Below are 23,794 nucleotides of genomic sequence, written 5' to 3'. Positions count from 1 at the left end.
CTATAAAAGGTATCTAAATCCATCTCGCTTCTCGGTCTGGAGTTCTAACGCCCTGCACACGGGCGGCCGAAGTGAAGCGTAGGCCGTCCAGCCCGCGTAGTTTGCGGGCGATCGCGCTGCTGTTTGTTATGTTTTTTCACACTTTACTCTTTCTAGTAACGCAAACACTTTATTTGCGATCTCTGCTAACTGGGTGTTTAGCTTATTTACCTTATCTTCATCTTCGGTTGCATATTCTGTGACCAGCAAATCGTCAATATCACAAGTTGGTGCATATTTAATCCAAAGATCTTCTAAAAAGCTAAAGTCATTTCTCTCTATTTTATTTACCGCCCCTAGGGCTTCAAGTTCCCATTCGGGGATACCACGAGACCGAAAGTAACTAGCGGCTTCAAGCAATGCGATCTTAAGTTCTTCTTTAACCATGATTCGAAACATAACGCCGCCATAACCGGCGCGAGGGACGAGGGTCCGGCGCCGAAGGCGCTTAGTTAATGGCCTTGTTAGTTGCTTTTACTTTCAACATGGCGTTTAAAATTATTAAGGATGCTTTGCCAGCCTTGCTTTTGTTGCTCTGCTGCGTTTTCATCCTCAGCCTCGAAAGATTCAACAACTCTTACTCCGTTCGCCGTTTCAGTAAATTCAACAATTACAACTCGATCATCATTAAGCGTAAAATGTATCCTTTCCCTAGGTGAAACTTTGGTAAAGGAACCTTCGAAATCGAAACCTATAGACCCATCTTTTGCTTCCATTCGATAGTTAAATTTTCCACCTACGTTCAGATTTATATCTGCCTTAGGGCAGCACCATTCATCTAGTGCGAAATTCCATTGGACAATGTCTTCAGGGTTAACCCAAGCATCCCAAACAACAGGAAGTGGTGCATTTACTTCTGTCTCAATCGTGATCTTCATTCTTTTTCCTAACTTTAATCTTTGCGGGCAACTAACGCCGCCAACACGGGCCGAAATGGAGCAGTGAAGCTGCGGAATGTAGGTCCAGCCAGCTTTGCTGGCGTCCGTGCTTGGCTTTGTTAAGCATTACACTGTAACGTACCCCTCGGACCAATGATCTTTGCCTATCTCATATTCATCAATATAAAACCCACTTTCCTCATCGATCTCAAGAGGATCAATTAGCTTTGGGCAACCAGAGAACCCTGGTTGAGAAGCTAACCTTTCAATGGCGCCTAGAGCATCCTCTTTACTTGCGTAGAGACCAATGACTTTTACACATTCATTATCTTCTGCGATGACGTGTAAGTGCTGTAGTAAAAATGCAGATTTCATATTGTGCTTAACGCTTGGGTATGCGGCGGACCGCGCGAAGCGTGGGCCGTCCGGTGGAGGCCACGTAGTGGCTGGAACGAACATCACCCACTTGTTAGGTGACGATTTTAACTACATCAGCCGTTGACTTATCAAGCTCTTTGGCAAGAATCAGCGCATTTTTTATTACCCAATAAGGCGAGTCGGGATCGAACGGTGTACTGGGTCTTGTCAAATTCCAGAGCATCTTTGCAACAGCCTCTTCAAAGAGATATTGGCTAAGTCTGACTCTATCGTTTTGCTTCTCGGCCTTAACTGTCCGGTCTCTAATTGTGGAATGAAGTCCGTGAGCTTTTACCCATCGGTGCTTTTCATCGCAAAACTTCCAAAGCAGTCTATTCGACTCCCGATCAGGAACACTATCTTCAAAGTAATTTAGAAGTGACTTGATCTCTTCAACGTACATACGAGTCACCTAACAGTGTATTCAAAAGCAGCCGCATTATATCACCAGTCAATATATCCCAAGAGGAGAAAATTCTTCTAGCCAGAAAAAACAAATAAATCAGCAAGTTAGCTGATAATGGTGGAAAATTACGCTAGTGGATATATTGCGGCTGCATTATATCCTGATATTTTGCTGCTTTTTATCACAGACGTAACCCATTCAAAATCAATAAGTTAATATGCTTTTTTCTGTGGATATGTGCGGCTGCACTTGATCTTCGAGATTGACAGAGGAAGAAAGCAACAAGGTGCATATAAAAGCAGCAAGGTGAAGCCGCTAGGGATGAGCTGTTGTTTCTGGATTACAAAGTGAGTTTCGGGGAAGAGAACCAATCTTAACGGTTATTTTTATGTGCAACTGAGATTCTCAGTTTGTTAATACACAAAATATAGGCACAAAAATAATCTTATTGGATTTTATTCAGTTTGTTTTAGTGTCAAAGCTGCGTAAAATCGGTGGATATTTATCGATATTTGGGTCGTCATTGAACAGCCTTCTGAAGGCCGATGAGCAAAGCGGTCCAAGAAACTCGAGAGAATCAATAATTTCCTAAAAACCATTCCCTCAAAGGAGAACGGTAGCGTGACGTAAAAGTAAGTAAAAGGCGCTGACCCAAGGTGCGCTAACACCTGGGGCCAGCTAACCAAATTGATATCATCACTATCAAAATGGCTATATGGATCATACGCTAGAAACCCACTCGTCTTCAATAAAGTGGAGTCCATTCAGTAGTTTGGGGCGTGTCCCTTGGCTCTGGAAGCGTTGCGTCTGCCTTTTTTATCTCTATGCCTACCGTTCTCGCGCACCACCTGATACTTCCTTAAAAATTACTTTCAAACCCTTCCATTAAGGGAGGTCTACGTATGATTTGAGTATTCATAGGAAGCAAATATGTTGATCTTAAAGCGCCGGACGGGTGAAAACTTACGGATTGGAGCGAACGTCTCAATTACGGTATTGGAAGTTAAGGGTAATCAGGTAAAGATAGGCATACGTGCTCCCAAATCTCTACCCGTTCACCGTGAGGAAATCTATAGACGTTTGCAAAAGGAGAGGGTGTTGGGGGATGGAGGTGGTTGAGATTTCGGAACGCGCGAAGCAAGGGCGTGCGTTGCGTGCACAGTCTGCCGGGCGATAGGGTTAAAGTCTTGCTGGAGGCGCGCTAGCGCGTTCTGAGGTGGCCACGCGGGACTTGAGCCACTTGTTATAAATACGGTGTGAGATGAGTTTCCTTACCTGTATATAGCTGTTTCCCATCTCGCGCAAAGCGCCTTAATTAGGCCATGTGTTTCAGCGGAAATTTGATCAGAGAAAATGATCGTGAGCACTGTACCCCTACCTTTTACACCCTTGTAACCTGGCATGTTATAGATGCATCGAAAAAAGAGGTCTTCATCCTCCTGACTATAAAATCGTGGGCCTTCCAGATGAATCGAGTTCATAAATTAATACTTATTACACCTTTAGTTTGGGTGCACGTCTAGCACATCCCAAACCTAAACTGATTATACGTTACGATGCCCATGGTAGAACTATTTCACCTTCTTTGTAGTCATTAAGGCACATTAGGTTCCTAGTCCTTAATACAATGCCTTGTAATGAGCTTTTGAACGCATCTGGATTACTTAGGAGGAATACAAACTCACCAGCCCTGCGCTGAACAGCATCTTCCCAAGTGCGATCATACTTGGAGTCGCATATGTTTTGAAAGTAACACTTAGCCTCATCTAGATTACCTGAAAGGGCTTTAAATAAACCGCAATAATAATCATCCCATATAGAGCGACGTTCATCTCTGGAATACCATGAAATAAACTCTTCTACAGATTTATATTTCTCTAAAAGGTGTGAGGCTAAGGTTGCTGCCTCTATAGTTATCTTATCGACTTTATGTTCAAAATCAGAATCATCTTCTGCGTTTGCAAAACCGGGAAGTCTATTAGGTATATGAAAAGCCCAGCCGGCCGACTCATAGAAAAAATGACTAACAGACACATTTACATAAGTGCCTCTTGTGTGAGAGCTGGGTTGAAATTCAACTACTACAGACCACCAACCGTTGTCTTTATACCAGATTCGAGATTTACCGGATTGTACAAATCCTAAAGGCTTAAGGTTTTCTCTAGCTTTTTGCGTAATTAGTTTATTGTGATTCATCTTCTTTTACATATAACATTGAGCACATACTCAGGTTCTGGAGTTGTTGGAAAATCGAAAGGCGCTAGGGCAAGAAGGGGTTGCTTGATTTATATCAAAAAAAGGGGGCAGAGCCCCCTTTTTTAAATCAGATCCGCTCTTCACCAGAGCGGATTATCAGAACCATTAAAGGTTGCTGATTTCCTCAAGCTGCTGCTGCAGACGCTCGTGAGCACCTTTCATTTCCGCGAGCTTGTCCTTTTCCTTGGCAACAACGGCTTCGGGGGCTTTGTCCACAAACTTGGGATTGTTCAGCTTGCCCTCGACCCGTGCCAGCTCTTTCGATAGCTTATCAATCTCTTTTTGCAAGCGTGCGCTTTCGGCTTTAACGTCGATCAGGCCGGCCATGGGTACCAACAATTCCATATCGCCTACCAGGGCCGTGGCGGAGGCGGGGGCCGCTTCACCACTTTCCAGCCAGGTAATTTCTTCGAGGCTCGCCAGTTTGATCAGCAGGCTGCGGGCTTGCTCCAGCAGTTCTTGGTCACGGCTGGAACCGCCGCGCAGAATCAGTGGGATTTTCTTCGCCGGGGAAATATTCATTTCACCGCGAATATTACGCACGCCTTCAATAACCTGCTTCAACCAGGCAACAGCCGCTTCCGCTTCTTCATCAATCTTATTCTTGTTAGGTTCTGGATAACGCTGCAACATAATGGTATCGCCTTCAGCACCGGCGAGGGTTTTTACACGCTGCCAGATTTCTTCGGTGATAAACGGCATCAGCGGGTGGGCCAGACGCAAAATGGTTTCCAGTACGCGGATCAGGGTGCGGCGGGTTCCTTTCTTCACTGCGTCGGAGGCGTTGTCGTCCCACAGTACCGGTTTGGACAGCTCCAGGTACCAGCTGCAGTACTCGCTCCAGACAAAGTCGTACAGGGCCTGGGAGGCGAGGTCGAAGCGGTAGGTGTCCATGGCTTCGCGTACGGTGATTTCGGTGCGCTGCAGCTGGGAAATAATCCAGCGGTCGGCGATGGTCAGTTCATAGTCGCTGCTGTTGTCCTGGCCACAGTCCTGTCCTTCGCAGTTTTGCAGCACGTAGCGGGAGGCATTCCAGATCTTGTTACAGAAGTTGCGGAAGCCTTCGATACGGCCTACATCAAACTTGATGTCACGGCCGGTGGATGCCAGTGAGTAGTAGGTGTAGCGCAGGGCATCGGTACCGTAGGCTTCGAGCCCTTCGGGGAAGTCCTTGCGGGTTTGCTTTTCGATCTTCTCGCGCAGGTGCGGCACCATCATGCCGGAGGTGCGCTTGGCTACCAGGCTCTCCAGGTCGATACCATCGATCAGGTCGATAGGATCGATCACGTTGCCCTTGGATTTGGACATCTTCTGGCCGTGGTTGTCGCGCACCAGGCCGTGCACGTACACGGTGTTAAACGGTACTTCCTTCTTGAAGTAGAGGGTCAGCATCATCATGCGCGCAACCCAGAAGAAAATAATATCGAAGCCGGTGACCAGCACGGAGCTGGGGTGGAAGGCTTTCAGTTCTTCGGTATCTTCTGGCCAGCCCAGGGTGCCGAAGGTCCACAGGCCGGAGGAGAACCAGGTGTCGAGTACGTCGTCGTCCTGGCGCAGGCTGATATCGGTGCCCAGGCTGTGCTTCTCGCGCACTGCCTCTTCGCTGCGGCCAACGTAGACATTGCCGGCGTTGTCGTACCAGGCGGGGATGCGGTGGCCCCACCACAGTTGGCGGGAAATACACCAGTCCTGGATATCGCGCATCCAGGAGAAGTACATGTTTTCGTAGTTTTTCGGTACGAACTCAACGCGGCCATCTTCAACGGCGGCGATGGCTTCATCGGCCAGGGGCTGGGTTTTTACGTACCATTGATCGGTGAGCCAGGGCTCGATCACGGCGCCGGAGCGGTCTCCGTGGGGTACCTTGAGGGTGTGGGGTTCTACTTTTTCCAGCAGGCCGAGAGCGTCCAGGTCATCGACAATCTGGGTGCGCGCGGCAAAGCGCTCCATGCCTCGGTATTTTTCCGGCACTGCGTCGTTCAGGTGGGCGTCGGCATCGAGGATGTTGATCATCTCGAGGTTGTGGCGCTGGCCCATTTCGTAGTCGTTGAAGTCGTGGGCCGGGGTGATTTTCACACAGCCGGTGCCGAATTCACGATCGACGTATTCGTCGGCAATAATCGGGATTTCGCGATCCGCCAGGGGCAACTTTATGGTCTTGCCAATCAGGTGCTGGTAGCGCTCGTCTTCCGGGTGTACGGCTACGGCGGTATCGCCGAGCATGGTTTCCGGGCGGGTAGTGGCGACCACCAAGTGGCCAGAGCCGTCGGAGAGCGGGTAGCGGAAGTGCCACAGGTGACCCTGCTTCTCTTCGTTTAATACTTCCAGATCGGAGATCGCAGTGTGGAATTTCGGGTCCCAGTTCACCAGGCGCTTGCCGCGATAAATCAGGCCGTCTTCATACAGTTTGATAAAGACTTCCTGCACCGCTTTGTAGAAGCCGTCGTCCATAGTGAAGCGTTCGCGGGACCAGTCGGGGCTGGCGCCCAGGCGGCGCAGCTGGCGGGTAATGGTGCCGCCGGACTCTTCCTTCCACTCCCAGACCTTCTCAATAAACTTGTCGCGGCCCAGGTCGTGGCGGGATACGCCTTCGGCGCCCAGCAGGCGCTCTACCACCATCTGGGTGGCGATACCGGCATGGTCGGTGCCCACTTGCCACAGGGTGTTGTCTCCCTGCATGCGGTGGTAGCGAATCAGGGCGTCCATGATGGACTCCTGGAAACCGTGGCCCATATGCAGGCTGCCGGTGACGTTCGGCGGCGGGATCATGATGCTGTAGGGCTTGGCCTCAGTATCCCCGGAAGGCTTGAAGTAGCCATTCTCCTCCCAGGTTTTGTACCACTGCTGTTCGATGGCGTTGGGCTGGTATGTTTTGTCCATGCGGGCGGGAAACCTTGTGTTTAACTGACTGCGTGCACAGCGTTTTGGCTCAGGATAGTCTGGTGCTTGCTCGGGCTGCGCGGAAAAGGCGGCAATTATACCGCCGGGGTCTGGTGGGCAAAAGGCAGGTTTTGCCTGTATTGGTAATCAGTCCCAGACGCCCAGCTCGTCGACGACTTTTTCTATCTGTGCGCGCAACCGCCTCTCCAGTTGTGGCAATTGCTGTGCAACTAACTGTTCGATCAGGGCCTGGCGCTGCCGTTCCTTCTCGGTTGGCTCCAGCTGGTCGGCAGGCTCCCCTTCTTCAGTAATGGCTTGGGCCATTGCCAGGGCCTGGGTGCGTGTACCTGCGCTGGTGGGGTCTACCGGCTCTGGACTTTGGGCATCCTGGTCTACACCGGTGGGAACCTTGCCACCAGTGAGGCGCGCACGAATATGGGCAGGCAAGAAAGGGTTTTCCTGGGCGGGGCTGCTCTCTACCTGAGCTTGCTTCGCAGTTTCAGTTATCCCTCTGCCAGTCGCTTCAGGATCTGTCACCTCGGTTTCAGTCTCAGTTGGGGGCAGTTCCTGTAGTGGACGCAGCAATGCCAGGTCGGACTCAGCTAGCTGCATTTCGCACTCTGAAGGGGCAACTTCTTCCACCGGCGAGAATAGAATAGGCAGATCCGCCGTATCCAGGGCATCCTCCTCTATAGTAGGAGCTGGTTGTTGCTGAGACATAGAGTCTGTTGATGAAGGGAGATCCGATGGTGGCTCGGCAGTAAGGGTGGGGACCTCTACCTGGGATCGGGGCTCTGGTGTCTGTTGGGGAGTGCCTTGCCCGTGAGGGCCGGCTACCTGATTGAGCAGGGGAATTTCGTCCAGGTCGTCGCTATTAAGGAGGTCGTGCAACGAACTGAGCTCGCTGAGCAATTCGCTGGGCTGCTTGCGTTGTTGTCCGCGCTGCTTGTGTTTGTTCTTTCGACCGGACATAGCGGTAGTGAGTAATTACATGCCTTAGTTGATCTTATGGGATTGTAACGGATATCCACGATCACGGAAGTGACCAAATCGTAATCGTGAACGCTGCAGTGTATCTGGATGTTGTACAACTATCTCCGCAAGGCGCTCAAAGCGGCTGAACCACTTGGGCACTTTGCTACATAAATTAATCAGCAGTCCATGGTGAGTTCCCGGATCTTCCCCGCTATTAATTTCAATGGCTGAGTGCTGCTCTTCGCTTTGAGCAGCATGTGGGAGAAAGCTGTCTTCGCGAAAAGTCCACAATAGCTGGTCGATCTGGCTGGCGTGGTCCCGGTTATCGACGGCAACCAGCACGCGCAACCCACTGCGGTAAGCCTTTTCCGCAAGGCGACAGGCGAAAATATCCGCTTGTTGGGGCTGGTCGGATGAAAGGATATAAAAGTCGATTCGAGTCATCGAGGGCGCCGGTGAAATTCTTGTCCATGCAGAAACGACAGACGGCCCCCACCGGAGCCGTCCTATCAGCTACCCACCGTAAAGTGGGCGGCTATTGTGCGCGTTTAGCGCTTATTTGCCCAGGAGGTATTCAACTAGTAGTGGAACCGGGCGGCCTGTAGCGCCTTTGGCGGCGCCAGACTTCCAGGCACTACCTGCGATGTCCATATGTGCCCAGTTGTAATCCTTGGTGAATCGCGCCAGGAAGCATGCGGCAGTAACAGAGCCCGCCTCGCGGCCGCCAATGTTTTGCATATCGGCAAAGTTGGAGTCCAGCGAGGGCTGATATTCATCCCACAGAGGCATTTGCCAGGCGCGGTCTCCGGTAGTCTCGCCGGCCTTGATCAGCTCTTTAGCGAGCTTTTCGTTATTGGCATACAGGCCTGTTGCATGGTGACCAAGGGCAATAACACAGGCACCAGTCAGGGTAGCGATATCAATAACAGCACGGGGTTTGTACTTGCCGGCATAAGTAAGGGCATCGCAGAGTACCAGGCGGCCTTCGGCATCGGTATTCAGGATCTCGATGGTTTTACCTGACATTGAGGTCACAATGTCACCGGGCTTGCTGGCGCCGCCACTGGGCATATTCTCTGCGGCAGCAACCATACCCACAACATTGATCGATGGCTTCAGCTCTAATAGTGCATTCATCACACCGAAGACACTGGCAGCACCACCCATGTCGTACTTCATTTCATCCATAGCCAGGCCGGGCTTGATGCTGATGCCACCGCTATCAAAAGTGATGCCCTTGCCGACCAGTACAATCGGCTTGTCACTGGCTTTACCACCTTTGTAGTTCATGGCAATCAAGGCCGGCGGCTGGTCGCTCCCCTTGGCAACACTCAGCAGGGCACCCATGCCCAGGGCTTTCATTTTCTTTTCATCAAGGACCGTGGTAGTGAGCTTTGTGTGTTTTTTGGCCAATGCACGAGCTTCACTTGCCAGGTAATTGGGGGTACAGATGTTGCCTGGCATATCGCCCAGTTCACGGGCTACATTACTACCGATTGCTTGGGCTGCCCCGATATCGATTCCAGATTGAATAGATTTGAGTTGCTTTCGCTCCAGGCCGTGTACCGTGAACTTGCTCAAGGGATAGGGCTTTGCGTCAGTCTGGCACTGGGTGAAGCGGTAGGTGGCAAGTCCGGCTGCCATTGCAATTTGCTGTGCTTGCCAGGACTTGTCTGCACCGTCTACATCCAGTTCACACAGATAAGAAGTGGCGTCCTTGAACTTTTTAGCCGCTGTAGCGCTGGTCGTGGCCAGCTTGCGGAATTCAGCCTGGGTGAGAGCACCCTTGCCGGCACGAACGACCAGTACGCGATCACTGGGACCTTCGATCAAGTCAATCAGTTGGGTGCTGCCTGGCTTGGTGCCGAGGTCACCGCGCTTGAGGATTTTGCCAATCACTCCCCCGGTGAGTTTATCTAGGCTTTTTCCACTGTGGGTAAGGCTGTTTTTGGCATCTGCCGAAATAATGGAGCAGGCTGTGCGCTGTTTGGTGATATCCAAAACCTTGGCGGAGAACTGCATTTTTAGCTTTCCTTAAAATCTGACAAAAGATTGCATGGCTCTGAGCCGAGACATAGCAAGAATTTTTAGTGATAATGCGTCGCACAAGTTTAACCTGCCCGTCTTTGGAATGCTGTAGTCGGTGGGAAACTTGTTCATTTTGAGTCCAGATTTCATCACACCGCTGTCACCAAGGAATACGTTCGCCCTGTGATTATTTTCCGCTACCTCTGCCGTGAGCTGCTGTTTGCCACGCTGGCAGTCAGCGCTGTTTTACTTTTAATGGTGATGAGTGGCCGATTTGTTAAATACCTGGCGGAGGCTGCCGCGGGTGATATCTCGGCTAATATTCTTTTCTCCCTGATGGGGTTCCGTCTGCCGGGGTTCCTTGAACTTGTGCTGCCCCTGGGGCTTTTCGTTGGGATACTGCTCGCCTACGGTCGCTTGTACATTGAGAGTGAAATGACAGTGTTGCATGCCTGTGGTTTCAGCGAGTGGCGGCTGCTGATGTATACCCTGGCTCCAGCATTGATGGTGGCTCTGGTCGTGGCTTCCATGAGCTTGTATTTCTCTCCTGCAGGTGTGGCACGCTCTACTAACTTGCTCAATATTGAGAAAGCCCGCAACGAGTTCGACCACCTGATACCAAAGAAATTTATCTCCACCAGTGGCGGTCGTGCAGTCTATTACGCTGAGTCCCTTAGTGAGGATAAGTCCACAATGCAGGATGTTTTCCTGGCTGAGTTGGGTGCGACTGAGGAGGAGACACAGGCAAACCATCAAGTGGTGACCCGTGCGCGCGAGGGTGTGCAGCAAGTCGACCCTGAGACAGGGTTGCGTTATTTGGTGTTGCGCGATGGTTATCGTTATGCAGGGGTGCCTGGGCAGCGTGAGTACAGGCAGATGGAGTTTGACACTTATGAGGTGCTGCTCGAGGTTCCTCAATTGCGCAATCGTTGGCGTGACCAGATGGAATCAGCACCCACCTTGCAGCTATTAAAGAGTGATGACCCCAAAGAGAAGGCATTCCTCTACTGGCGCTTCAGCCTTCCAGTTTTAGTGCTAGTGGTCGCCGTGTTGGCTGTCCCTTTATCCCGAACAAACCCCCGGCAGGGGCGCTTTGCCAAGATGATCCCTGCGATCCTCCTTTACCTGATATACCTGGTAACTCTGCAGGGCGTTCGTGGTGCCATTGAGGACGGCAAGTTTGCCAACCCCTCTGTGATTTGGCTGGTGCATCCGCCGTTCCTATTGATCGGTTTGTTGTTGCTGGCTATGAGGAACTGGCGGCGCAAACCCAAGTTGCGCCCAGAAGGAGTAGGGGAGGCGACAAATGCTAAGGCTTGATCTGTATATTGGTCGAACCATAGCCCTGGCAGTGGGTGCGGTACTTCTTGTTATCCTCGGGCTGGATATTGTATTTGCCATTGTCGATCAACTGGGAGAATTCAAGGAAGGCTACGGCTTTGCGGAGGCAGTGCAGTATGTTTTGTGGAAGCTTCCTGCACGGATTTATGAGCAGTTAGGTTTTTCCGCACTGGTTGGTTGTATGGTTGGCCTGGGGACTTTAGCCGGAACCAGCGAGTTGACGGTTATGCGCGCTGCTGGAGTATCGATCGGGCGTATTGCCTGGGCTGTGATGAAGCCGATTATCCTGCTGATCCTGATCGGTTTGGCACTGGCCGAATTTGTTATTCCCAAGACAAATGTCATTGCTGAGAACAACCGTGCCCGCGCGCTCGGAGAACTGGAGGCCACCGGTCTGGAGAGTGGTCTTTGGCTGAAAGACAGCGGGGAATTTGTGCATTTCAACGCGGCCCTGCCGGATGGCGAACTATACGGAATAACCCGCTATCACTTTGACAGTGATCAGGAGCTTAAACGCGTAGAGTTTTCTGAGCGTGGGCAGTTCGAAGGGGATAAATGGCAGTTGGAAAACAGTCGTATTACCAGCTTTTCAGCGGAGAATACCCAGAGTGAACTGGTACCGACCAGTAGCTGGAATGCCGAGATTTCCCCAGAGCTTTTTGCGCTCATTGTACCGCTACCCTCAGACCTATCCCCGAGAGATCTCTGGTCCTATGGTACCTTTCTCGATCGCAAGGACGAGGATTCCAGTCGCTACTGGCTGCAGTTCTGGAAAAAGCTTTTGCAACCACTCACCATTGCCAGCCTGGTGATGGTAGCGATCTCCTTTATCTTTGGGCCTTTGCGCGAGGTAACCACGGGGTTACGGGTTTTTACCGGCATTATTGTCGGTATTGTTTTCCAGACAGTGCAGGATATGCTTGGTCCGTCTTCATTGGTTTTTGGCTTCCCACCACTACTGGCCGTGGTGGTGCCCATAATTCTGTGCTTCATAGTGGGGTGGTTACTACTTAAGCGCGCCCGCTGAAGCGAATCACTTTTTCTTTTTGGGCAGCAGGCGCACCTGGGACTCAGATATCAGGTCGTGCCAGCTGGCCTTATCAGACCTGGCCCAAGCGGAAAAATAGCCGAGGCCAAGGCATGCCAATGATATTGGTGCCACCACAGCACGCAGGATACATTGACGCCATGAAAGCTGGACGCCATCGGGATTGGCTACGATGAGACGCCAGGCGCGCATACCAACAGTTTGTCCAGCCACACGCCAGGACCAAAAAAAGTATCCTGCGATGACCGCAACTGCACCCAACTGGTAAATCGGGCCGCCCACACAAGGACTGTAATCCATGGCTTCCGGCTGGCAGTTGAGACCTCCAATTGCCGATGCGACAGGTAAGGCGACGAAGCCATAGACCATTATTAGCCCCATCAGGATCAGCAAATCGTACATCAGGGCCGCAAGGCGCCGTCCAACACCGGCTATAGGTAGTTCTGGGAAGGTAGTTGGGGTATTTGAGGTACTCACGGCAATCTCCGCCAAATTCAGATGGCGGAGATTCTAACAAACCTGAAGCTATGCAAGGAAAGGCCGCTTGCCAGTACTAGAATTCGTACTCGAAGGAGACTTTGAATTTGTCGTTTGAGAGGCTAAACCCATAATCGACAGAGTTGCCAATCTTACCGCGGTTGGTGGTATAGCGCAGTAGGCTGTTCCGGGCTGTGCGTTTATTACGTTGCTTATAGGTCTCAAAACCCATTTTCAGGATTTTGACCAGGGCTTTGCCTCCGGTAGTTGGTCGGTGTTCAGAAGGGTAGGTATGCATCTTCAGCCATTGGTAGTTAAGACGTCTCTGTGTACTGTTCATGGAGTTGTTGCGGAGGAAATCTGCTGCTTGGAGAAGGTCTGCATTGCCCATAGCGAAGGCGCTATCAGAGAAGTAAAGATTGCCGGATTGTAAATTGAGGGCCTGTTGGGAGTCGGGGATAAATAAGTCATCAGCGGAGCAGAAGCAGCAGGCGGGAAGCAGGAGCAACCCCACAGTTGTTGGTAAGGTCTTTCCCTGTCTGATTCTGAAGTTGCAGAGTACCATTCGATTTACCCCAGGGTGTTACTTCTCATCGGGACGCCGTAAGCGGTCGTTAAATTTATTATGGGACACCCAAATCAAAGCGTTATCCCTTATAAAATAGGCGGCTCTTACAACTTCACTTACTGGACAGTCGGGGATTGACGGTTAATTTTCTGCAGGCCGCATTAACTGGACACTTTTCCATTTTTGTCCAAGCAGTCGCAGATGTGAGCAGCAGGACGCCAATGTTTTTTTATTATTTTTTTGATATTGCCAGATTAATGCTAATGAAAAATTGATCTTGAGTTATGGGTCAATATCCATGGGTCTACCAAGACCCAGATCGGTTAAAACCGCAGCTTGGCGTAATAATTTTCTATACTGAACTTTTAATGCCACTTTTCCACAGAGAGTAATTGTTGGCTTGTTTGCTCAGGGCACTACAAAGTGGTTGTTCGCCGGCCGCTCAAGATAAGTGAGGCTGGAAGTCCGGTTGTGGGATTGAGGGGCTCCTTCAGGGAGAGCAGTATCAGGTTATTTTGGGTAAACAGATCAACCCAGCTTGATATGGTGCGGAAGTACCAGGGTGCGGCCTCTTCGAAATTCCCTTCGATCCCTTCCCAGGTGCCGGGTCTCCAGCCATCTGTGTAATCCTGCTCTCCGCAAGAAATCAAAGGATGTAATGTCTGGACCAGCAAGTGGCCTCCAGGGTTGAGTAGGCTGCCAGCTTTCTGGAAAAAAACCTCCGTTGCCGATTCACCGATCAGCGAGAAGTTACACACCACCAGGTCAAACTTTTGCCCCAAGGCTTTCGTGTCCAGGTCTTCATAGCTGGTTGTCAGGAATTGTTGATAATTCCCGCTGCGATGCTGTGCCTCTGTAATGAGTTCGGCTACGGCATCAATACCGTAGACATCAATGTTTTTAGCTGCCAAGTTGCGGGCCAACCAGCCTTCGCCGCAGCCGACATCCAGGACATTTGTAGGGTTGTGCGCCAAAATAGCTTCGATAATGGCGCGGTTGGTGATTAACTCCCGACTGGGAATAGCCGCTCGATCAATAACATTCACCCACTCCCCAGCATTTTTGTGCCAGCTTTGCAGGATTTTATTATCACTGAACTCGTAATCCTTCACCTTTGATCCTTTTCGTCTATGTAATTTCTTTCTGGTTGAGTGTACCGTCATGACAAATCCAGCTGCAAAGGTGCTGAGGTCCCATGTCCACTCAAATGGTGTTTGATTATGTGATCGTAGGTGCCGGCTCCGCCGGCTGTGTATTGGCTAACCGTTTGAGTGCTGATGAGCAACATCGGGTCTGCCTGCTGGAGGCGGGCCCTCCAGATCGCAGCCCACTGATCTCCATGCCCCTGGGGATAGGTATGCTGCTTTCCGGGACCGGTTACAACCTTCATCACTTTACAGAACCCCAGGAACACCTGCACGAACGGCGCCTGTTCTGGCCTCGTGGTCGCACCCTGGGTGGCAGTAGTTCTATTAATGCGATGGTTTATATTCGCGGTAATGGTGAAGATTATGATGCCTGGGAAGCTGCCGGCAACCCGGGCTGGGGTTGGCGTAGTATGCTGCCGTATTTCCTTCTGTCTGAAGGTAATGAGCGTGGTAGCGATGCCCATCACAGTGGCTATGGTCCGCTTTCAGTTAACGATCTGAAATGGAAGACTGAGTCGGGACAGGCATTCCTGCGGGCAGCACAATCTGTCGGACACAGGTTAAATGATGATTTTAACGGCAGCCAGCAGAGTGGAGTCGGCTTTTACCAGGTAACCCAACGTCATGGGCGCCGCTGTTCTGCCGCTGCGGCTTATTTGCATCCAGTCAAGAAACGTCCCAATTTAAGGGTATTGACCCGCAGCCCGGTAGCGCGCCTCATGTTGAAGGGCGATCGGGCAGTGGGGGTGGAGTTGCTCAACGGCAAAAAGATCCTGGCAAATAAGGAGGTTTTACTCTGTGCTGGGGCGATTCAGTCTCCGCACCTACTATTACTCTCAGGTATTGGCCCCCAGGAGGAACTGCGGAAGTTTGATATTCTGCTGCAGAATCACCTGCCTGGGGTAGGGAAGAACCTCCAGGACCATTTGGATATTTCCCAGGTAGTGAAAACCTCGGCCCCAGTCACTTTTGCAAATGACTTGTGGGCGAAACTGAAGCACGCTACGCGCGCGCCTGAGTGGTTCTTCCTGAACCGCGGGCCATTAACCAGTAATGTTGCTGAAGCTGGGGGCTTCGCCAGTTCAACCTTGGCTAATGGCTGCCCGGATATACAGTTTCACTTCACTGCAGTGCCATCTTTTGATCACGGTCTTACTAAACAGTCTGGGTATGGTTACACGATGCATGCATGTGCATTGCGCCCTAAAAGCCGTGGGGAAATCACTCTCAATACTGAGAACCCCAAGGCGCTGCCGAGTATCCAGCCAAATTACCTAAGCGAACCAGATGATATGCAGGTGATGGTGGAATCCTTCGAGATGTCTCGGGACATCATTAACCAGGAAGATTTGCTGCGCTATCAGAAACGGTTGTTGTTGCCCGATCAAAAGCTCACCAACAAGGCTTCTATCAAGCACTATATTCGCCAGCATGCCGAGACAATTTATCACCCGGTGGGAACCTGTAAGATGGGCAATGATGATCTTGCGGTGGTCGATGCTGAGCTAAAAGTGCATGGTGTAGATGGACTGAGAGTTGTGGACGCCTCCATAATGCCCACCCTGATCAGCGGCAACACCAATGCGCCGGTGATCGCTATTGCAGAAAAGGCGGCGGATCTGATCTTGCAGCGTACGCCGCCATCAATGATGAAGAATACTCAAGTTCAGGAAGTTGAATGATTTGGCAATGTCCTCTCTGTGCAAAGCCGTTGACGCTGGGAAAAGAAACCTGGCACTGCAGTAACCGGCACAGTTTTGATCGAGCACGGGAAGGTTACGTTAATTTGTTACCGGTTTATCGCAAGCGTCGTAAGGAACCGGGAGATTCAGCTGAGATGTTGCGCGCGCGGCGCCGATTTCTCAAGGCGGGTTATTACCGCCCATTAGTAGATGCAATTGCAGCGCTGTTGCCACCGAAATCCGGTCGTAAACTCTTGGATATTGGCTGTGGAGAGGGATATTACTTACGCCAACTGGAATCCGCTGGGTGGCATGGTCATGCCCTGGCTGGTGTGGATATTTCAAAGTCCGGTGTGCGTATGGCAGCTAAATCTGACAGTGGCGCCCAGTTTATTGTGGCCAGTAATGTCAACCTGCCGGTATCCTCGAATAGCGTAGATGACTTGCTACGCATTTTTGCGCCGGCCCCGGATGAAGAAATGCTGCGGGTGTTAAAAGTGGGGGGGCAGCTGTTGGATGTTTCACCTGGACCGGACCACCTCTGGACCCTAAAAGGCCAGCTATATAAAGAGCCACGTAAACACCCTGCGCCAAAATTGGTTGAGGAACTTTACCCTGAGGTGGATATGCGCTGTTGCTTTCCTTTTAAGTTGCAGGGGCACGAAGCGATTACCGATTTTCTCGCCATGACCCCCTTTGCCTGGAAAGGCTGCCGAGAGGCCCGTGCAGAATTGGAGCAACAGGACAGCCTGGTTCTGGAAGCCGACTTTATTGTGCGCCGCTTTATCAAGCGTAAGTAGGTTTTACTTAGGGTAGCGAAATGATTTCTCCCATGGCTGCAGCTCGGGTTGATAGAAGTAACTAGAAGAGATTTATGGCAACACCAAAAGACTATGCATTTATGCGCAGGGCCCTGGAATTGGCGGAACTTGCCGCAGAGAGGGGTGAGGTGCCTGTTGGAGCAGTGCTGGTTCAGGATGGCAAGATTATTGGCGAAGGCAGCAATCGTCCCATCGGGAATTGTGACCCAAGTGCCCATGCGGAAATAGTGGCGCTGCGTCGAGCTGCTGAAGGTAAACAGAACTATCGCCTGCCCAATACAACGCTTTATGTAACGATAGAGCCCTGTACCATGTGCTTCGGTGCCCTGGTTCACGCTCGCGTCAACCGGCTAGTGTACGGTGCCACCGAGCCCCGGGCGGGCGTGGTGGAGAGCCAGTTAAAGTTAGGGGAGGCAGGTTTTTTCAATCATAAGATCGCCGTGGAGTCTGGAGTGATGGCGGAGGAAGCTGGAAAACTGGTGCGCGAGTTTTTTCATGGTCGACGCTGAACTGGCTTTTGCATTCCTGGTGAACAGCATCATTGTGGCAATTGTCGTGCTGATTCACCATGAGGTCCTCAACGCTCTGGTCCACTTAGGGCGCTGGTTGCCTGTCCGGCATAATTTCGCCATAGTAATTGGCGTATTTGGAGCCCTCCTGGCTCATGTAGCAGAAATCTGGCTGTTTGCTTACGGTTACTACTTTATGGTGAATTCGCCTTATTTTGGGACTTTAGTGGGCAATTTTAATGGCAGCCTGCTCGACTGTGCTTACTTCTCTTTTACCACATATACCTCGTTAGGCTTTGGGGATATCGAACCCCTGGGGCACTTGCGCTTTACTGCAGGGCTGGAAGCGCTGACAGGGTTGGTTATGATCACATGGACGGCTTCATTTATGTTCCTGAAAATGCAAAGAGTCTGGGATATTTAAACTGATTACAACTTCATTCTCGCAGTGCGACCAGGCCTCTGTTTCGGTTTTTGTGCAGGATAGAAGGCCTGGTAATGCCGCAGTAAATAAATATGTCTCTCGACACTGCGCCACAATTTGCCAAATGGATGTACCCAGTAGAGCCAGCGCGCAACTTTTGCTCGTCCCACATTCGACTTTACGATGCTTGAGGTGTGCGCTGTTTCCCAAAGCAAATGAGGCTCTACACCATACAGTTTCAGATCAAACTGCCAGAAGTGATCAAAGACTTTATCAATCGGCTCGAAAATACGATTGGCATGGCCCAGGATCTTTTCCATACCCTTACGGTTGAGCAAATACCCTTGGGCACCGCACCAGCCGCGTTCAGGGCGAACCAGCTTGTGAATGCCGTCATTCAGTGTCTTGATAATCTTGCGTTTGCGTACTTTAAGCCCCATCAGCCGGATCATTTCAATTTCTTCCGGTAGGCGCTCAAGCTCGGCCAGTATTTTGCCAAAATCCGGCTCCAACTGTACATCATCTTCCAGGATGCAAACCCGGTTGAGACCGGTTTGGTAGGCGAGACGGATAGCGCGCAAGTGGGCTAAGTAGCAGCCAACTTCAGAGTTTTTAAGTGCGCATAGGTGGCGCCAACGGGTTGTACGATTGCAAAGGACTTCATCACCTTCAAACCTGGGAAGGGCAGAGCGTCCATCGACACCGCTGACTAAAGCGGTTCGCAGTCTTTGGGACTTGAGGGTTTCCAGAAGGTTATAGACGGTTCCTCCCTCTGGGTGGAGGCTGATAATCCAGCAGGGAGTTTGGGCTATAAAAAGAGGGATCTTCTGCGGTTTGCGCTGCAGCCTGGGGCGAAGACTAAGCGGAAGGCGCCGTTTTAGGCGGTGTTGGGGGAATAGAGGTTGTCGTAAGCGGACAGGCTTGGTCACAACTACAGCAGGGCTCTCAATTTCGGGGTACACATAGACTCCCAACCCCCAGAGGGAGAAAAGTGACCGTAACTAGAAAGCTTCTGCATAACGTTAACCTCAGTCACTGCAAGCAAACTGGTAGTGTTGGCAAAGCCTTACTTCCATTTAGGCGATCAAGTGGAGAATGGTTTTCTCAATGGATATTAGTGATCGACTAAAAAGTCAGAGCATTACATGCACCGTTACAGCTGGATGGTGCTAGGCCTAAAATAAGTTGCCTTCTAGTCTGAGTGGGTGATTGATTTTCCTCAAAGTGCAAGGGAGGCTTTGGAATGAAAACAGAGCAACAAAAGTGCTAAAGGGAATATGCAAACCGATTTGATATTGGCCAAAAACTATTGGCAATAATTGTTTGATACCACATAAGAATTTTATAGGTACTACGGAAATTTATATGAAGTCAGATTTAATTAAGATGGCGCTGATTCTTGGGCTATTGAGCTGCGTTGGCCCAGTCGCTATCGATATGTATTTGCCGGCATTGCCGGATATTGCAGCAAGTTTTGGTGCCCCTATTGAGGCAGCACAGTACACCCTGATGTCTTATTTCATTGCTTTTGGAGTTTGCCAGCTTATTTATGGGCCGGCTTCGGATATGTTTGGGCGCAAGCCCCCCCTGTACTTCGGGCTACTTCTTTTTACCCTTGCATCAGTTGGCTGCGCTGTGGCCCCGACCATTGAATCGCTAATAGCTTTGCGCTTTTTGCAGGGAGTAGGTGCTGCTTCAGTAATGTCTATTCCACGAGCGGTTATACGTGATCATTATACCGGTGCCCGTGCGACCCGCTTGATGACTACCGTAATGCTGGTAATTTCTATCTCCCCGATGCTGGCGCCGCTGATTGGCAGTATCTTAATAGTACCCTTTGGCTGGCGCAGTGTTTTTATCCTGATTGCCCTGTTAACCCTCGCCAGTCTACTTTTGGCTGTAAGCAGTTTACCGGAGACGCTTGAGCGAAAGCATCGTGTTCCATTCCAGTTCAGTGCCATGTTGGGGGCTTTTTCTACACTTTTCCGCGATCCGGTTTACATGGGATTGACTTGCATAGGTGGCTTGGGCATTGCCAGTTTCTTTTCCTTTCTTGCCACGGCTTCTTTTTTGTATACAGGGTTTTACGGTCTTACTCCGACAGAGTTCAGCCTGGCGTTTGCTTTAAATGCCCTTGGTTTTTTTGTTTCAAGTCAATTTGCTGCAAATCTTGGAATGCGTTTTGGTTCAGTAGCAGTGGTGAAGTGGGCCACTGCCGGTTTTGCCATAAGTTCTCTTGTGATGTGCGCTGTGACTTTTGCCGGTTTTGATGAGTTTGTTTTATTAGTGGCAATGCTACTGGCGACCAACGTGTTTCTCGGCCTGGTAATCCCCACTTCAATGGTGCTTTCCCTTGAGGAGCATGGGCCTATTGCAGGCACCGCTGCAGCGTTGGGCGGAGCCCTGCAAATGTTACTGGGTGCATTGTCGATTGTGTTAACCAGTCTGGTATTTGATGGAACTCCCCAGCCTCTGACTGCTGCCATCGCAACTTGTGGTGTGGCCGCATTGGTAATATCTCGGTTGACCCTACGCGGTATTGCGCACCTGGCGGTACCCTCAAGCTGAGGAGCTCATTAATCCGATAGATTTTTTAGTGGCTCAATGGAGTTATGTAACAATGGAAAATGTATTGGTTTACTCTGACAGTGTTTCCTGGGGCGTCATCCCTGATACCAGGAAGCGTATGGCTTTTCACTTGCGTTGGCCTGGAGTACTTGAGCGAAGCTTGAATGAAAAAGGCTGTGACGTGCGGGTGATAGAAAACTGCCTGAATGGTCGTAAAACAGTGTGGGATGATCCGTTCCGGGAGGGGCGGAAGGGGGTTGATGGCCTGGCGCAAGTGATAGAAATGCACTCACCACTAAAGTGTGTTCTGTTGATGTTGGGAACCAATGATTTCCAGGATACTCATGATAATAAAGCCTGGATGGCCGCTCAGGGGGTGGCAAAGTTGGTGTCAGTAATCAGACAAGCACCCATTGAGCCCGGCATGTCGATTCCTAAAATATTGATTATTGCTCCATTGGCTATCAATAACCCCAAAGGTATTATCGGCCATAAATTTGCGGGGGCTGAGCAGCGCTGTAAGGACTTTCCAGCAGAACTGGAAAAAGTATCCCGGGAGCTAGGCACCCACTACCTGGATGCGAACACTTTAGTCAAGGTTAGTGATATTGATGGTATTCATCTCGATGAAGACCAGCATTCCATTCTTGGCCAGGAAGTTGCTGATTACCTGCGGAAAATAAAAGTCTTAAGTTGGCCCTAGAGGTATACTTCCCAAATAGAAAAGGGCACCGGAAAATCTCTGGTGCCCTTTTCTAACCCAAGCTTTTAAGATGTAAAGTATCAGGTGTAGGCACCGCTACTATAGATCAGCTCGTAGCTATGGCTGTAGAGTTCCAGGATGTTTCCGAAGGGGTCTTCCATATAAATCATGCGATAGGGTTTCTCTCCCGGGTAGTAATACCTGGGCTTGGGCATGCGCTTTTTACCACCGGCGGCGACTATCCTTTCAGCCAGCTCTTCAAGGTTTGGGTCCTGCACGCAAAAATGGAATATACCAGTCTTCCAGTATTCAAAATTATCTTTTGGGTTTTCCTGGTTAGGAAACTGGAATAGTTCTACTCCGATACGGTCACCGGTTGACAGGTGGGCAATGCGAAAGCTACCCCATTTGGCCCCAAAAACATCGGTGCACATCTCGCCAATAGCGCTATGATCTTCATTGATTTCCGTTGGCGGCATAATCAGATACCACCCCATGACCTCTGTGTAAAACTTAACAGCCGCCTCCAGGTCTGGCACCGATATGCCGATGTGAGAAAAATTTCTCGGATAAACATTCTTCATTGGTGGTTCTCCAAAAGTTACGTCCGTTTCTAAGTTACTGTGGATTATCCATTACGTATAATTATGATTTGTGATTATTTTGAGTAATTTTTGTAATGATAAATCCTGTGTGGCTGCGCAGTTTCTGTGCATTGGTAGAATTGGGCAGCTTTACCAGAACGGCGCAGCACCTGCACATGACCCAGTCTGGCGTCAGTCAGCACTTGCGTCGGTTAGAGGACTTTCTAGGGCTATCTCTGATCCAGAGGAATGGAAAGCAATTCACCCTTACCCAGGCGGGTGAAAAGTTATATATCGAAGCCCAAGATATCGTCGATTCTCTCTCTACACTGGGTCAACGCCTTAGTGAAGATCCGGCTTATGAAGGGCAAGTGAGAATCCAGTCTCCCGGTAGTGTCGGGCTAAAGCTATACCCCAAATTACTGAATTTGCAGAAGACATACCCGAAACTCACCATAGACTATCGCTTCGCCCCTAATAGTGGCGTAGAGGAATCCATACTTGGATACAAGGCGGATATCGGGTTTATGACCACCCCCTCGACGCTGACGGAAATATCAAGCCAGCCCGTGGGGAGGGAGGAGCTACTTTTGGTGACCCCTGCGTCAGTTAAGAGGTTGAGTTGGCACTCATTGGTACAGCTGGGATACATCGGCCACCCAGATGGCGCCCATCAGGCGGGCTTGTTGCTGGGCGCTAATTATCCCGACTTTCAACATGTGGATATGTTTGCTCTTAAGGGATTTTCGAACCAAATTAGCTTGATTCTAGAACCTGTCAGTATGGGCTTGGGTTTTACTGTACTGCCTGCCCATGCAGTAAATGCATTTAAGAATTTCGGGCAGATTAAACCCCATCGCTTGGAGCACTCTATTAGTGAGACTTTGTTTCTGGTTACCCGCCGCCACAAAGTGATGCCGGCGCGGATAGAAACTGTGATTGCGCTAACCAAGGAATGGCTTTAATCAATTGGAACGCCTCGGGTATTGTATGTTGCGTTTTATCTCATATTTGTTTTTCGGAATGCTTGCCTTGAGTGCGAAAGCTGAGTTAATACCCAATTCACCTGTCCAGCAGGAAAAAGACGAGATATTGATGTTGCTCGCCTATTCGGTTGCTTACTTGGATTGGGTGGATCCAAAAGAAAAGCAAAAGCGAGGGTACAATATTGCAGCGGTCCTGTATGACAATAAGCAGGACAAAATTTTAGGAGTGCAGCGCAATGCTGTTGGCTTGTGTCGAGATAAAACCCAACATGCTGAAGTGCGAGTAATGCAGCAGTGTATTGGTAGTAAGTGCAGGGGTAAAGAGACTGATTACCTGGCTGATACTACGATTTATAGCACTCTGGAGCCCTGTATGATGTGTGGAGGTATGATGATTTTTCTTGAAGTTTCCAGAGTTGTTTATGGTCAGTCAGATCCGAATTTTGGGAAAAATATAGAAAGACTAAAGCAGGATTTTAAATCCAACTGTGAATATAAAATTGAGTCGAAGCAGCATGTGGAAAATATCTGTAAGATAGATATTCCCGCAACCTATAGAGCCAGGAATATTTCTTCTGGGCCATCTACTTTGCTACAGAGAGCACAGCTTGAAGGGGCATTTTTCAGTTATCGCTTGTTATTTGGTAGTGTAATGACAGATTTTCTGATGAGTGCAGAAGCGAAGAATATTTATCGCACTGCCCACCAGCGTTTGGTGGAGTTCAAACCTAAATATCAAGCAAATAATATTGTACTGTCTGAGAGCCAAAAACAGTTGAAGCAATTAAAAAATACTCAGGGAGATATTGATCGATGTATAGTGGGGGAGCTGCGCTAACACTAATATTATATAATTTTATCTGAAAAATATTGGAGTGTTTACTCCAGAACAATCAGCTAAACTGTTAAGGGAGCGAGTGATATAAGCCAAGCCATAGCTATATACTCGCTAATAGTATTTGAACTCACTGTAATATTAACGGCCAGATCTTTAGAGTTTAAATAAGCTCATCTTGGTGGAAAACATATTGATTTACTTATTGCCTGGCTTGTTTG

Annotated in this window: 25 protein-coding genes; 11 read left to right on the top strand and 14 right to left on the bottom strand. The window is 49.9% G+C overall.

Annotation, left to right across the window (positions count from 1 at the left end; genetic code table 11):
* Positions 1 to 126 precede the first annotated feature (126 nt).
* The 4 genes from ABWV76_RS18025 to ABWV76_RS18010 all read right to left on the bottom strand — a co-directional run bounded on the left by ABWV76_RS18025 (position 127) and on the right by ABWV76_RS18010 (position 1,737).
* Positions 127 to 438 carry a hypothetical protein gene (locus ABWV76_RS18025; RefSeq protein ID WP_353376847.1) on the bottom strand — a complete coding sequence of 104 codons (312 nt, stop codon included), beginning with the start codon at positions 436 to 438 and terminating at the stop codon, positions 127 to 129.
* Between the two features lie 65 nt (positions 439 to 503).
* Positions 504 to 917 (bottom strand): SRPBCC family protein, encoded by a 414-nt coding sequence (locus ABWV76_RS18020; protein WP_020412226.1) that lies wholly within the window; start codon positions 915 to 917, stop codon positions 504 to 506.
* Positions 918 to 1,043: 126 nt separating this feature from the next.
* On the bottom strand, positions 1,044 to 1,292 hold the full coding sequence (locus tag ABWV76_RS18015; RefSeq protein ID WP_026304956.1) for a DUF7336 domain-containing protein: 249 nt from the start codon (positions 1,290 to 1,292) through the stop codon (positions 1,044 to 1,046).
* A 94-nt stretch (positions 1,293 to 1,386) separates the two neighbouring features.
* The gene (locus ABWV76_RS18010) at positions 1,387 to 1,737 is read right to left on the bottom strand and encodes a hypothetical protein (protein WP_353376846.1); all 351 of its coding nucleotides are present in this window, start codon (positions 1,735 to 1,737) and stop codon (positions 1,387 to 1,389) included.
* A 933-nt stretch (positions 1,738 to 2,670) separates the two neighbouring features.
* Between ABWV76_RS18010 and csrA the strand changes: the two genes are divergently transcribed.
* Complete coding sequence (gene csrA, locus ABWV76_RS18005; protein ID WP_020412229.1) at positions 2,671 to 2,859, top strand: carbon storage regulator CsrA; 189 nt, start codon at positions 2,671 to 2,673, stop codon at positions 2,857 to 2,859.
* 432 nt (positions 2,860 to 3,291) lie between these two features.
* Here the strand turns inward: csrA and ABWV76_RS18000 are convergent, their stop codons facing one another.
* The 5 genes from ABWV76_RS18000 to ABWV76_RS17980 form a co-directional block, all read right to left on the bottom strand.
* Positions 3,292 to 3,936, bottom strand: coding sequence for a DUF4304 domain-containing protein (locus ABWV76_RS18000; protein WP_353376845.1), 645 nt, complete (start codon positions 3,934 to 3,936; stop codon positions 3,292 to 3,294).
* A 165-nt stretch (positions 3,937 to 4,101) separates the two neighbouring features.
* A complete protein-coding gene (locus ABWV76_RS17995) occupies positions 4,102 to 6,876 on the bottom strand; it encodes a valine--tRNA ligase (RefSeq protein WP_353376843.1) in 2,775 nt (924 codons plus the stop codon).
* Positions 6,877 to 7,023: 147 nt separating this feature from the next.
* Positions 7,024 to 7,848, bottom strand: coding sequence for a hypothetical protein (locus ABWV76_RS17990; protein ID WP_353376842.1), 825 nt, complete (start codon positions 7,846 to 7,848; stop codon positions 7,024 to 7,026).
* A 24-nt stretch (positions 7,849 to 7,872) separates the two neighbouring features.
* Positions 7,873 to 8,295, bottom strand: a complete 423-nt coding sequence (locus ABWV76_RS17985) for a DNA polymerase III subunit chi (protein WP_020412233.1) — start codon at positions 8,293 to 8,295, stop codon at positions 7,873 to 7,875.
* Between the two features lie 111 nt (positions 8,296 to 8,406).
* Positions 8,407 to 9,873 carry a leucyl aminopeptidase gene (locus tag ABWV76_RS17980; RefSeq protein ID WP_020412234.1) on the bottom strand — a complete coding sequence of 489 codons (1,467 nt, stop codon included), beginning with the start codon at positions 9,871 to 9,873 and terminating at the stop codon, positions 8,407 to 8,409.
* A 189-nt stretch (positions 9,874 to 10,062) separates the two neighbouring features.
* Here ABWV76_RS17980 and lptF point away from each other — a divergent pair, with 189 nt between their 5' ends.
* Positions 10,063 to 11,199, top strand: coding sequence for an LPS export ABC transporter permease LptF (lptF, locus tag ABWV76_RS17975; RefSeq protein WP_020412235.1), 1,137 nt, complete (start codon positions 10,063 to 10,065; stop codon positions 11,197 to 11,199).
* On the top strand, positions 11,186 to 12,247 hold the full coding sequence (gene lptG, locus ABWV76_RS17970) for an LPS export ABC transporter permease LptG (RefSeq protein ID WP_026304958.1): 1,062 nt from the start codon (positions 11,186 to 11,188) through the stop codon (positions 12,245 to 12,247). Before lptF ends, lptG begins: the two co-directional genes overlap by 14 nt.
* A gap of 6 nt (positions 12,248 to 12,253) precedes the next feature.
* On the opposite strand, the gene ABWV76_RS17965 is transcribed toward lptG, so the two are convergent.
* The 3 genes from ABWV76_RS17965 to ABWV76_RS17955 form a co-directional block, all read right to left on the bottom strand.
* The gene (locus ABWV76_RS17965; protein WP_353376841.1) at positions 12,254 to 12,745 is read right to left on the bottom strand and encodes an RDD family protein; all 492 of its coding nucleotides are present in this window, start codon (positions 12,743 to 12,745) and stop codon (positions 12,254 to 12,256) included.
* Between the two features lie 76 nt (positions 12,746 to 12,821).
* Positions 12,822 to 13,310 carry a hypothetical protein gene (locus ABWV76_RS17960; RefSeq protein ID WP_020412238.1) on the bottom strand — a complete coding sequence of 163 codons (489 nt, stop codon included), beginning with the start codon at positions 13,308 to 13,310 and terminating at the stop codon, positions 12,822 to 12,824.
* 419 nt (positions 13,311 to 13,729) lie between these two features.
* The gene (locus ABWV76_RS17955; protein ID WP_353376840.1) at positions 13,730 to 14,425 is read right to left on the bottom strand and encodes a class I SAM-dependent methyltransferase; all 696 of its coding nucleotides are present in this window, start codon (positions 14,423 to 14,425) and stop codon (positions 13,730 to 13,732) included.
* An 83-nt stretch (positions 14,426 to 14,508) separates the two neighbouring features.
* Here ABWV76_RS17955 and ABWV76_RS17950 point away from each other — a divergent pair, with 83 nt between their 5' ends.
* From ABWV76_RS17950 to ABWV76_RS17935, 4 genes are all read left to right on the top strand, one after another.
* The gene (locus tag ABWV76_RS17950; protein ID WP_020412240.1) at positions 14,509 to 16,143 is read left to right on the top strand and encodes a GMC family oxidoreductase; all 1,635 of its coding nucleotides are present in this window, start codon (positions 14,509 to 14,511) and stop codon (positions 16,141 to 16,143) included.
* Complete coding sequence (locus tag ABWV76_RS17945; protein ID WP_020412241.1) at positions 16,140 to 16,943, top strand: putative RNA methyltransferase; 804 nt, start codon at positions 16,140 to 16,142, stop codon at positions 16,941 to 16,943. The genes ABWV76_RS17950 and ABWV76_RS17945 overlap by 4 nt, the downstream gene beginning before the upstream one ends.
* Positions 16,944 to 17,017: 74 nt before the next feature.
* Positions 17,018 to 17,473: a tRNA adenosine(34) deaminase TadA gene (tadA, locus tag ABWV76_RS17940; protein WP_020412242.1), complete on the top strand. Its 456-nt coding sequence runs from the start codon at positions 17,018 to 17,020 to the stop codon at positions 17,471 to 17,473.
* On the top strand, positions 17,460 to 17,897 hold the full coding sequence (locus ABWV76_RS17935) for an ion channel (RefSeq protein WP_020412243.1): 438 nt from the start codon (positions 17,460 to 17,462) through the stop codon (positions 17,895 to 17,897). Before tadA ends, ABWV76_RS17935 begins: the two co-directional genes overlap by 14 nt.
* Positions 17,898 to 17,902: 5 nt before the next feature.
* Here ABWV76_RS17935 and ABWV76_RS17930 read toward each other — a convergent pair whose 3' ends face one another.
* A complete protein-coding gene (locus ABWV76_RS17930; protein ID WP_282951415.1) occupies positions 17,903 to 18,859 on the bottom strand; it encodes a glycosyltransferase family 25 protein in 957 nt (318 codons plus the stop codon).
* A gap of 403 nt (positions 18,860 to 19,262) precedes the next feature.
* Here ABWV76_RS17930 and ABWV76_RS17925 point away from each other — a divergent pair, with 403 nt between their 5' ends.
* Together ABWV76_RS17925 and ABWV76_RS17920 are read left to right on the top strand one after the other, a co-directional pair.
* Complete coding sequence (locus ABWV76_RS17925) at positions 19,263 to 20,465, top strand: multidrug effflux MFS transporter (RefSeq protein ID WP_353376839.1); 1,203 nt, start codon at positions 19,263 to 19,265, stop codon at positions 20,463 to 20,465.
* 52 nt (positions 20,466 to 20,517) lie between these two features.
* The gene (locus tag ABWV76_RS17920) at positions 20,518 to 21,168 is read left to right on the top strand and encodes an SGNH/GDSL hydrolase family protein (RefSeq protein WP_353376838.1); all 651 of its coding nucleotides are present in this window, start codon (positions 20,518 to 20,520) and stop codon (positions 21,166 to 21,168) included.
* An 80-nt stretch (positions 21,169 to 21,248) separates the two neighbouring features.
* On the opposite strand, the gene ABWV76_RS17915 is transcribed toward ABWV76_RS17920, so the two are convergent.
* On the bottom strand, positions 21,249 to 21,752 hold the full coding sequence (locus tag ABWV76_RS17915) for a lactoylglutathione lyase family protein (RefSeq protein ID WP_020412247.1): 504 nt from the start codon (positions 21,750 to 21,752) through the stop codon (positions 21,249 to 21,251).
* Positions 21,753 to 21,847: 95 nt separating this feature from the next.
* Here ABWV76_RS17915 and ABWV76_RS17910 point away from each other — a divergent pair, with 95 nt between their 5' ends.
* Positions 21,848 to 22,717, top strand: coding sequence for a LysR family transcriptional regulator (locus ABWV76_RS17910; protein ID WP_353376836.1), 870 nt, complete (start codon positions 21,848 to 21,850; stop codon positions 22,715 to 22,717).
* A 67-nt stretch (positions 22,718 to 22,784) separates the two neighbouring features.
* Complete coding sequence (locus tag ABWV76_RS17905; protein WP_353376835.1) at positions 22,785 to 23,576, top strand: nucleoside deaminase; 792 nt, start codon at positions 22,785 to 22,787, stop codon at positions 23,574 to 23,576.
* Positions 23,577 to 23,794: the final 218 nt, after the last annotated feature.

Source organism: Microbulbifer sp. NBRC 101763, assembly GCF_040371615.1.
Classification (GTDB): domain Bacteria; phylum Pseudomonadota; class Gammaproteobacteria; order Pseudomonadales; family Cellvibrionaceae; genus Microbulbifer; species Microbulbifer variabilis.
Note: the sequence above shows the minus strand (reverse complement) of the source record. Positions and strands in the feature narration are given on the sequence as shown.

Bases quoted from the DNA above. Each gene is read 5' to 3' on its own strand.
- ABWV76_RS17920 (WP_353376838.1), top strand. From the start codon at position 20,518: ATGGAAAATGTATTGGTTTACTCTGACAGTGTTTCCTGGGGCGTCATC.
- ABWV76_RS17990 (WP_353376842.1), bottom strand. From the start codon at position 7,848: ATGTCCGGTCGAAAGAACAAACACAAGCAGCGCGGACAACAACGCAAG.
- ABWV76_RS17945 (WP_020412241.1), top strand. From the start codon at position 16,140: ATGATTTGGCAATGTCCTCTCTGTGCAAAGCCGTTGACGCTGGGAAAA.
- ABWV76_RS17985 (WP_020412233.1), bottom strand. From the start codon at position 8,295: ATGACTCGAATCGACTTTTATATCCTTTCATCCGACCAGCCCCAACAA.
- ABWV76_RS17960 (WP_020412238.1), bottom strand. From the start codon at position 13,310: ATGGTACTCTGCAACTTCAGAATCAGACAGGGAAAGACCTTACCAACA.
- ABWV76_RS17935 (WP_020412243.1), top strand. From the start codon at position 17,460: ATGGTCGACGCTGAACTGGCTTTTGCATTCCTGGTGAACAGCATCATT.
- ABWV76_RS17995 (WP_353376843.1), bottom strand. From the start codon at position 6,876: ATGGACAAAACATACCAGCCCAACGCCATCGAACAGCAGTGGTACAAA.
- ABWV76_RS18015 (WP_026304956.1), bottom strand. From the start codon at position 1,292: ATGAAATCTGCATTTTTACTACAGCACTTACACGTCATCGCAGAAGAT.
- ABWV76_RS17915 (WP_020412247.1), bottom strand. From the start codon at position 21,752: ATGAAGAATGTTTATCCGAGAAATTTTTCTCACATCGGCATATCGGTG.
- lptG (WP_026304958.1), top strand. From the start codon at position 11,186: ATGCTAAGGCTTGATCTGTATATTGGTCGAACCATAGCCCTGGCAGTG.
- ABWV76_RS17910 (WP_353376836.1), top strand. From the start codon at position 21,848: ATGATAAATCCTGTGTGGCTGCGCAGTTTCTGTGCATTGGTAGAATTG.
- ABWV76_RS18025 (WP_353376847.1), bottom strand. From the start codon at position 438: ATGTTTCGAATCATGGTTAAAGAAGAACTTAAGATCGCATTGCTTGAA.
- ABWV76_RS17925 (WP_353376839.1), top strand. From the start codon at position 19,263: ATGAAGTCAGATTTAATTAAGATGGCGCTGATTCTTGGGCTATTGAGC.
- ABWV76_RS18010 (WP_353376846.1), bottom strand. From the start codon at position 1,737: ATGTACGTTGAAGAGATCAAGTCACTTCTAAATTACTTTGAAGATAGT.
- csrA (WP_020412229.1), top strand. From the start codon at position 2,671: ATGTTGATCTTAAAGCGCCGGACGGGTGAAAACTTACGGATTGGAGCG.
- ABWV76_RS17980 (WP_020412234.1), bottom strand. From the start codon at position 9,873: ATGCAGTTCTCCGCCAAGGTTTTGGATATCACCAAACAGCGCACAGCC.
- tadA (WP_020412242.1), top strand. From the start codon at position 17,018: ATGGCAACACCAAAAGACTATGCATTTATGCGCAGGGCCCTGGAATTG.
- ABWV76_RS17950 (WP_020412240.1), top strand. From the start codon at position 14,509: ATGTCCACTCAAATGGTGTTTGATTATGTGATCGTAGGTGCCGGCTCC.
- ABWV76_RS18000 (WP_353376845.1), bottom strand. From the start codon at position 3,936: ATGAATCACAATAAACTAATTACGCAAAAAGCTAGAGAAAACCTTAAG.
- ABWV76_RS18020 (WP_020412226.1), bottom strand. From the start codon at position 917: ATGAAGATCACGATTGAGACAGAAGTAAATGCACCACTTCCTGTTGTT.